Origin of the sequence: Immundisolibacter sp. (assembly GCF_028696615.1) — a bacterium.
GTDB lineage: Bacteria > Pseudomonadota > Gammaproteobacteria > Immundisolibacterales > Immundisolibacteraceae > Immundisolibacter.
Window position 1 is genome coordinate 1 of record NZ_JAQVGQ010000129.1, and the last position, 7805, is coordinate 7805.

Annotated in this window: 7 protein-coding genes; 2 read left to right on the plus strand and 5 right to left on the minus strand. The window is 68.3% G+C overall.

Annotated features, from left to right (window positions below; all coding sequences use genetic code 11):
* Positions 1–279: 279 nt before the first annotated feature.
* The gene (locus PHC73_RS09240) at positions 280–960 is read right to left on the minus strand and encodes a DnaJ domain-containing protein (RefSeq protein ID WP_300126991.1); all 681 of its coding nucleotides are present in this window, start codon (positions 958–960) and stop codon (positions 280–282) included.
* Positions 961–1154: 194 nt separating this feature from the next.
* Here PHC73_RS09240 and PHC73_RS09245 point away from each other — a divergent pair, with 194 nt between their 5' ends.
* Positions 1155–2363, plus strand: coding sequence for a DEAD/DEAH box helicase (locus PHC73_RS09245; protein ID WP_300126993.1), 1209 nt, complete (start codon positions 1155–1157; stop codon positions 2361–2363).
* A 48-nt stretch (positions 2364–2411) separates the two neighbouring features.
* Positions 2412–3194, plus strand: a complete 783-nt coding sequence (gene xth, locus PHC73_RS09250; protein WP_300126995.1) for an exodeoxyribonuclease III — start codon at positions 2412–2414, stop codon at positions 3192–3194.
* A 188-nt stretch (positions 3195–3382) separates the two neighbouring features.
* Here the strand turns inward: xth and ntrC are convergent, their stop codons facing one another.
* The 4 genes from ntrC to glnA all read right to left on the minus strand — a co-directional run.
* A complete protein-coding gene (gene ntrC / locus PHC73_RS09255) occupies positions 3383–4783 on the minus strand; it encodes a nitrogen regulation protein NR(I) (RefSeq protein ID WP_300126997.1) in 1401 nt (466 codons plus the stop codon).
* Positions 4780–5877, minus strand: coding sequence for a nitrogen regulation protein NR(II) (gene glnL, locus PHC73_RS09260; protein WP_300126999.1), 1098 nt, complete (start codon positions 5875–5877; stop codon positions 4780–4782). Before glnL ends, ntrC begins: the two co-directional genes overlap by 4 nt.
* Before the next feature lie 40 nt (positions 5878–5917).
* Positions 5918–6493: a DUF4124 domain-containing protein gene (locus PHC73_RS09265; protein WP_300127001.1), complete on the minus strand. Its 576-nt coding sequence runs from the start codon at positions 6491–6493 to the stop codon at positions 5918–5920.
* 87 nt (positions 6494–6580) lie between these two features.
* Positions 6581–7805, minus strand: a 1225-nt coding sequence (gene glnA / locus PHC73_RS09270; RefSeq protein WP_300127003.1) for a type I glutamate--ammonia ligase, incomplete at its 5' end; no start/stop codon positions are given.

The following is a 7805-nucleotide window of genomic DNA, read 5'->3' on the forward strand; positions in this document are numbered from 1 at the left end:
TATTTCCGCCGCTGTCAGGACGAGGTGTGGAGCCGGCTGCGCCGCTGCTGTTAACAGGCTGTTGAAAAAGGGCAGTCCTGCCCTTTTTCAACTCGCCGCGCCCGGCACCTGTCCGGGCGCGGCTCCGACAAATCAAATACCTGCGTATTTGATTTGCGCGCGAGGCATCCCGCCTCGCGGGCGCAGGCCGTTTTTCAACGGCCTGTTAAAGCCGGTGCGGCGCCGCCCGGTTTACGCCATGGCCAGCGCGCACGACTGCGGATGGGCGTTTCTGGTCCCTCAGGCGCGGATGGACAGCAGGCTGCCGGCCGGGGCGGTCAGGGCCAGGGTGATGAATTCAACGCCAAGTTCGTACCGGTCGGGACTGGCACTGGGCCGGCAGTCGACCACCCGCGCCAGGGCGTCGAACAGCGGCGTTTTGAGCGCCATGAGCGTGTCGGGAGGCAAGCGCTCATCGGCCGTCAGCCGCGCCCCGCGGGGTGAAAAATCGTGCAAGCGGGCGGCGCGCGGCGCTCTGCCGCCGCGCAGGAAATACTCCACCGTTGCGGCCATGGGTTGCCGCTCGAAGGCGCGCCGGGTGGCGTTCAGGCGCCGCGCCGCGGGTGGTGTGGACAAGGGGCTGGCGCAGGACGGACAGCGGCGGCTGCGTGGCCCGGCTGACGGTGTCGGCACGGGCGTGTCGCAAAAAGGACAGGCGCTCAGCGCCGGTGACGGGCGTTGCGTTGCCGCCGACTGGCAATGGGCGGCGGTCGCGTCGGCCAGCTGACGATCGTACTGCGCGCGCCGGCTCGGGTCGGACAACACCGCATAAGCCTCGTGCAGCTGGCGGCTGTCGGGGTCGTGCGGGTGCGCATGCCGGGTTTGTAGCAGCGCCCGATAGGCGGCGTTTATCACCGCGTCGGGCGCATCCGGTCGCACGTATAAAACTTGGTAATGGCTGCGCCGGGTGGGGTGTGTCATGGGTCCGCTGGTGCTCGCGCGGCGGCCACCGGCGCCAGATCGGCCGGGGCTGGGGTAAACTCACTCATTCCCGGCAGGCGCCGCATTGCGACCCTGCCCGTCCAACGCGGCGCCACGGTGCCGCTGTCGTCTCGACCCGTTCGGGGCCGCTGATGCGGTGCGCCCGGCGCGGTCTTCATCACGAAGGATTATCCATGCCCTTTGCGACGCTTGGCCTGCGTGCCGAGCTGTGTCGGGCCGTTGCCGCACGCGGCTACGCCAACCCCACTCCCATTCAGCAGCAGGCGGTGCCGGTCATTTTGGCCGGCCAGGACGTGCTGGCCGCCGCTCAAACCGGCACCGGCAAGACGGCCGGCTTCGCGCTGCCGCTGCTGCAGCGCCTGGCCGAGTCGTCGCGGCCGCTGCGCCCGCGCTCGGTGCGGGCGCTGATCCTCACGCCGACCCGCGAGCTGGCCGCCCAGGTCAGCGCCAGCGTGGCCGACTACGGACGCGAGCTGCGCCTGAAAAGCGCGGTGGTGTTCGGCGGCGTCGGTTTCAATCCGCAGGTCACCGCGCTGGCGCGCGGCCTCGACGTGCTGACCGCCACGCCGGGCCGGCTGCTGGATCACCTGCAGCAGGGCACGGTGGCGCTGGACGCGGTCGAGATCCTGGTGCTGGACGAGGCCGATCGCATGCTCGACATGGGCTTCATCCGCGATATCCGCCGCATCGTCGAGCGCCTGCCGAAGGCGCGCCAGACGCTGTTGTTTTCGGCCACCTTCACGGCCGACATCCGCGCGCTGGCGGCGCAGTTTCTGCGTGATCCGGCGCAGATCGACGTGGCGCCGCGCAACACTACCGCCGCACGAATCGCCCAGGAGGCGTATGCCGTCGATCACGGTCGCAAGCGCGAGCTGCTGTCGTGGATGGTCGGCAGCAACAATTGGCGCCAGGTGCTGGTGTTCGCACGGACCAAGCACGGCGCCAACCGCCTGGCCGAGCAGCTGCAGAAAGATGGGCTCGAAAGCGCCGCCATCCACGGCAACAAGAGCCAGGGCGCACGCACGCGGGCGCTGGCGGCGTTCAAGAGCGGCGAGCTGCGCGTGCTGGTAGCCACCGACATCGCCGCCCGCGGTCTGGACATCCACCAGCTGCCTCTGGTGGTGAACCACGACCTGCCGCAGGTGCCCGCCGATTACGTGCACCGCATCGGTCGCACCGGGCGGGCTGGCCATGACGGGCGGGCCATTTCGTTGGTGGCGCCGGATGAGATGGACCTGCTGCAGGGCATCGAGCGGCTCATCAAGCAGCGCCTTGCGCCGCAGGTGTTGCCCGGTTACGAGCCGTCGGCGGCCACGCCCGCTCGGTCTGGCGAGCCGGCGCGTGCACCCGGCCGCGGGCCGCGGCGACAGGGGCGACGCTGAACGGCGGGCTGGCACGGTGTTTTCTTCGGACCGCAGGTTGCCCTGGCGATGCTGATCGCCACCTGGAACGTCAACTCCCTGCGCGTGCGCCTGCCGCAGTTGCTCGACTGGCTTGCCAAGGCGCAGCCGGACATCGTCGGCCTGCAGGAAACCAAGCTGGTTGACGAGGAGTTCCCGCAGGCGGAGCTGGCGGCGGCCGGCTATCGGGCGCTGTTCACCGGCCAGCGCACGTACAACGGCGTGGCCTTATTGAGCCGGCAGCCGGCACAGGAGCCGCTGCTGGCGCTGCCCGGCCGGCCGGCCGACGAGCAAAAGCGCTTTCTGGCGGCGAATTTCGGCGCCCTGCACGTGGTGAACGCCTACGTGCCCAACGGCAGCGCCGTCGGCTCGGACAAATACGCCTACAAGCTCGACTGGCTGGCCGATTTCCGCCATTACCTGGAAACGGCGCTGCAGCGCCGGCCAAAGCTGCTGGTGATGGGCGATTTCAACATCGCGCCGGCGGACATCGACGTGCACGACCCGGCCGCCTGGGAAGGTCAGGTGCTGATCAGTCCGGCCGAACGGCAGGCGCTGGCCGGTATTGCGGCGTTGGGCTTGCACGACGCGTTCCGGTACCTGAATCCGGACCTGCAGGCGTTCACCTGGTGGGACTACCGCGGCGGCGGCTTTCGCCGCAACCACGGTCTTCGCATCGATCACATCCTGGTCAGCACGCCGCTGCTGGCGGCTTGCCGCAGCTGCCGGGTGGAGCTGGAGCTACGCCGCGCCGAGCGGCCTTCGGATCATGCGCCGCTACTGCTGGAGCTGGACGATTCGGCGCTGGCCTGACGGGCCGTCGAAAAACGGCCTGCCCAGGGGGCTGTTTTTACTCAGAGGTTCTGTCCGGGGCACGATGCCCCGGCACGACGCAACGCCGTAAGGCGTTGCGTCATGGAGCGCCGCGCGGGCCTGTACCGCGCGGCAGCGAGCTGAAAAATTCCATGGATGGAATTTTTCAGCATCACCAGAATCCCCGGCTACTCGTCGGCGATCCCCAGTTCCTTGATCTTGCGCGTGAGCGTGTTGCGGCCCCAGCCGAGCAGCAGGGCGGCATCCTGCCGGCGCCCGCCGGTGCGCTCCAAAGCCACGCCGATCATGAGCCGCTCGAAGGCGGGCGTCAGATCGTTCATCACGCCGCGCTCACCGCGTGCCAGCAGGCTGATGGCGCTGCGCCGCAGCGCGCTTTGCCAGTCATCGTCGATGCTGGCGGGAGCGCCGCTGACCTCGTCCGGCAGGTCATCGACGCGTATTACCTGGGTCGGCGTCATCACCGTCAGCCAGCGGCAGACGTTTTCGAGCTGACGCACGTTGCCCGGCCAGTCGAAGTGGCTGAGCCGCTCCAACACCTCGGCGGACGGGGTTTTGCAGTCGACCTGCAGTTCCCGTGCGGCCCGGGCTAAAAAATGCTGCACCAGGGCCGGGATGTCCTCGCGCCGTTCGCGCAGCGGCGGCACACGGATGCGCACCACGTTCAGGCGGTGCAGTAGATCCTCACGGAACTTGCCGGCCTGCACCTGCTGCTCGAGGTTCTGGTGCGTGGCGGCGATCACGCGCACGTCCACCTGCAGCGGCGCATGGGCGCCCACGCGGTAGAACTCGCCTTCCTGCAGCACGCGCAGCAGTCGCGTTTGCAGCTCGGCCGGCATGTCGCCGATCTCGTCCAGGAACAGCGTGCCGCCGTGCGCCTGCTCGAAGCGGCCGCGCCGCAGCGCCTGGGCGCCGGTGAAGGCACCGCGCTCGTGGCCGAACAGTTCGGACTCGAGCAGTTCGCGGTTGATGGCGGCCATGTTGAGCGCGATGAACGGCCCGCCGCTGCGCGGGCTGTGGCGGTGCAGGGCGCGCGCGATCAGCTCCTTGCCGGTGCCGGACTCGCCGGTGATGAGCACGTTGATGCTGGAGCGCGACAGCCGGCCGATGGCGCGGAACACTTCCTGCATGGACGGCGCCGAGCCGATCATGTCCGACGGCGCCGTCGACGCCGCCGGCTGCGGCGTGCTGGCGTCCTCGCGCCGCTGGGCGAGGGCGCGGCTGACCAGGTCGACGGCCTCGTCCACGTCGAAGGGCTTCGGCAGATGTTCGAAAGCGCCACCCTGGAAGGCCGACACGGCGCTGTCGAGGTCGGGATAGGCGGTGGTGATGATGACCGGCACCGTCGGCGCGCGCTCGCGCAGCTCGGCCAGCAGGTCGAACCCGCTGCGCCCGGGCATGCGCACGTCGGACACGATCACGTCCGGCTCGTCGCCGGCCAGCGCCGCGCTGGCGCGTTCGGCGTCTTCGAATTCGATGGCCTGAAAGCCGGCGTTGTGCAGCGCCCGGCACAGCACCCAGCGGATGGATCGGTCGTCGTCCACGACCCAGACGCGTCCCTGGCGGTTCATCGGTGTTCTCCCGCGATCGGCAGCAGCACGGAAAACACGGTGTTTCCCGGCTCGCTGTGAAAGTTGATGCAGCCTTCGTGCCGACTGATCAGTGATTGCGCGATCGACAGGCCAAGCCCGGTGCCGGTAGGGCGGCCGGTGATCAAAGGATGAAAAATCTGCTCGCGCAGGTGCTCGGGCACGCCCGGGCCGTTGTCGATCACGTCCACTTGCACCAGCAGGCGGTGGTGGCGGCCGGCGATGGTCACGCGCCGACGCACGCGCGTGCGCAGCAGCACCCGGCCGGGGCGGCAGCCGGCCTCGTCCACCGCCTGCACGGCGTTGCGCACCAGGTTCAGGAACGCCTGGATCAGCTGTTCGCGATCGGCCCACAGATCCGGCAGGCTGGGGTCGTAGTCGCAGTCGATGCGGATGTCAGGCGGCAGGTCGGCGCCGACCAGGGTACGTACCCGCTCGAGCACCTCATGCACGCTGACACGTGCCATCTCTGGGGCGAGCTCGGAGCTGAGCATGCGGTCGACCAGGTGCTTCAGGCGGTCGGCCTCGCCGATGATGATTTGCGTGAACTCGGTCAGGTCCGGGTCGGCCAGCTCGCGCTCGAGCAGCTGGGCGGCGCCGCGCAGGCCGCCGAGGGGGTTTTTGATCTCGTGCGCCAGGCCGCGCAGCATCAGCCGATTGGCTTCCTGCTGCGCCAGCAGTTGGCTTTCGCGCTGGGCATCACCGAGCGGGCCGGTGGCGGCGATTTCCAGCACTAGCCGGTGCGATCCGGTGGCATCGAGGGGCGTCAGCCAGCAGTCCAGACGCTTTGCCGGGCCGCCCGGCGGCGCGAACGGCAGGTCGTGTTGCAGCACCGGCTGCTGGCGCTGCAGGGTTTCGGTGAGCATCGCCGGCAGGCCCGGCACGTGCAGCAACGATTCGAGCGGCTGGCCGCGCAGTTGGCGCGCGCTGGCGCCGAGCAGCACTTCGGCGGCCTGGTTGAGATAAGTGACGCGTAGTTCGGCGTCGATCACCACCACCGCAGTCTGTAGATTGTCCAAGACCAGTTGTCCGACCTGGTCGTCGGCGGGGGCACTGTTGTCCGGCGAGGTGTGCATGCGGCGCATCACGGGGTAGGCCGTGTCGCCAGCACCCGCGTCAGGGACGCGCTGGCGGGCGGCGAGCGGGCAGGTTCAATGACTGGCGCTTGAAGTGGAAACGAACCGGCGCGCTGCGTTTCAGTTCGCGGCCGCTGGCGTCGCGGATGACGACGGCCAGTTCATAGGTGTCCGGATCGAGACCGCTGAGCGCAAACTCATTGCCGGCGACGCCGTCGCCCTGGGCGACGCCATTCAGGATCGGTACCAACAGGTGTCCTTTTGCGAGCGGCGGCTCGATCTGGGTCTGAACCTTGACCGGCCCGTCGGCAAACCAGAACACGTCGTCGTTTTTCGGCGCCGTGATCTTGAGGGTGGTGTAAATGGTTTTGACGTTGTCTTCGTCGACGGCCGGCGCCGCGGCGGGCGGGCGCGGGCTTAGCGGTGCGCCGACCGGCTCGGCAGGCGGGGCTTTTACGTCGATTTCCAGCGCCTGCGGGCTCGGCTGATCCGAGAACAACGTCGAACCGTCGGCCGCTTTCGACTGATACACGCGAGTCGCCGCGCCTGCCGCCGGCAACTGCGCCAGCAGCCCCCCGACCAGCAGGCAGTGAAGCGTCAGGCGCGACGTTGTCATGCAAATTCCTGTGCGGTGATTCCCGGTCCGGGCCAGCGGGGGCTGAAAATTTCCGTGGACGGAATTTTCAACCCCCGCGGACGGCCGTCAGCAGCTGTAGTACATGTCGAACTCGACCGGATGGGTGGTCATGCGCAGGCGCGTGACTTCCTCCATCTTGAGGTCGATGTAGCCGTCGATCATGCCGTCCGTGAACACGCCGCCGGCGGTCAGGAAGTCCCGATCGGCGTCCAGCGCATCGAGCGCCATGTCCAGCGAATGGCACACCGTCGGCACCCCTTTGGCTTCTTCCGGCGGCAAATCGTAGAGGTTCTTGTCCAGCGCCTCGCCGGGATGGATCTTGTTTTTGATGCCGTCCAGACCCGCCATCAGCAGGGCCGAGAACGCCAGGTACGGGTTGGCGCTGGGGTCCGGGAAGCGCACCTCGATGCGCCGCGCCTTGGGGCTGGCCACCCACGGGATGCGCACCGACGCAGAGCGGTTGCGGGCCGAGTAGGCCAGCATCACCGGCGCCTCGAAGCCGGGCACCAGGCGCTTGTAGCTGTTGGTGCCGGGGTTGGTGATGGCGTTCAGGGCGCGCGCGTGCTTGAAGATGCCACCGATGTAGTACAGCGCCAGCTCGGACAGCCCGCCGTACTTGTCGCCGGCGAACAGGTTCACGCCGCCCTTGGACAGCGACTGGTGCACGTGCATGCCGCTGCCGTTGTCGCCGACCACGGGCTTCGGCATGAAGGTGGCGGTCTTGCCGTAGTTGTGGGCGACGTTCAGCACCACGTATTTCAGCAGCTGCACCTCGTCGGCCTTGCGCACCAGGGTATTGAACTTGGTGCCGATTTCGCACTGGCCGGCGGTGGCGACCTCGTGGTGGTGGACTTCGACGTCGAGGCCCATCTCTTCGAGGGCGAGCACCATGGCGGTGCGGATGTTGTGCAGCGAGTCAACCGGGGGCACCGGGAAGTAGCCACCCTTCACACGCGGCCGATGGCCTTTGTTGCCGGCGTCGAAGCTGCCACCGGAACGCCAGTGCGCTTCCTCGGAATCGATCTCCACGAAGCAGCCGGACAGGCCGGCGTTCCAACGCACGTCGTCAAAAATGAAAAATTCCGGCTCGGGCCCGAAGAACGCGGTGTCGGCAATGCCGGTGGACTTGAGGTAGGCCTCGGCGCGGCGCGCCAGCGAGCGCGGGTCGCGCTCGTAACCCTGCATGGTGTGCGGTTCCAGCACGTCGCAGGTGATGTTCAGCGTCACCTCGTCGGTGAACGGATCGAGCACGGCAGTGACCGGGTCCGGCATGAGCACCATGTCGGACTCG

Excerpts from the sequence above, each read along its gene's own strand:
- glnL (WP_300126999.1), bottom strand. The coding sequence starts at position 5,877 with ATGCACACCTCGCCGGACAACAGTGCCCCCGCCGACGACCAGGTCGGA.
- ntrC (WP_300126997.1), bottom strand. The coding sequence starts at position 4,783 with ATGAACCGCCAGGGACGCGTCTGGGTCGTGGACGACGACCGATCCATC.
- PHC73_RS09245 (WP_300126993.1), top strand. The coding sequence starts at position 1,155 with ATGCCCTTTGCGACGCTTGGCCTGCGTGCCGAGCTGTGTCGGGCCGTT.
- xth (WP_300126995.1), top strand. The coding sequence starts at position 2,412 with ATGCTGATCGCCACCTGGAACGTCAACTCCCTGCGCGTGCGCCTGCCG.
- PHC73_RS09240 (WP_300126991.1), bottom strand. The coding sequence starts at position 960 with ATGACACACCCCACCCGGCGCAGCCATTACCAAGTTTTATACGTGCGA.
- PHC73_RS09265 (WP_300127001.1), bottom strand. The coding sequence starts at position 6,493 with ATGACAACGTCGCGCCTGACGCTTCACTGCCTGCTGGTCGGGGGGCTG.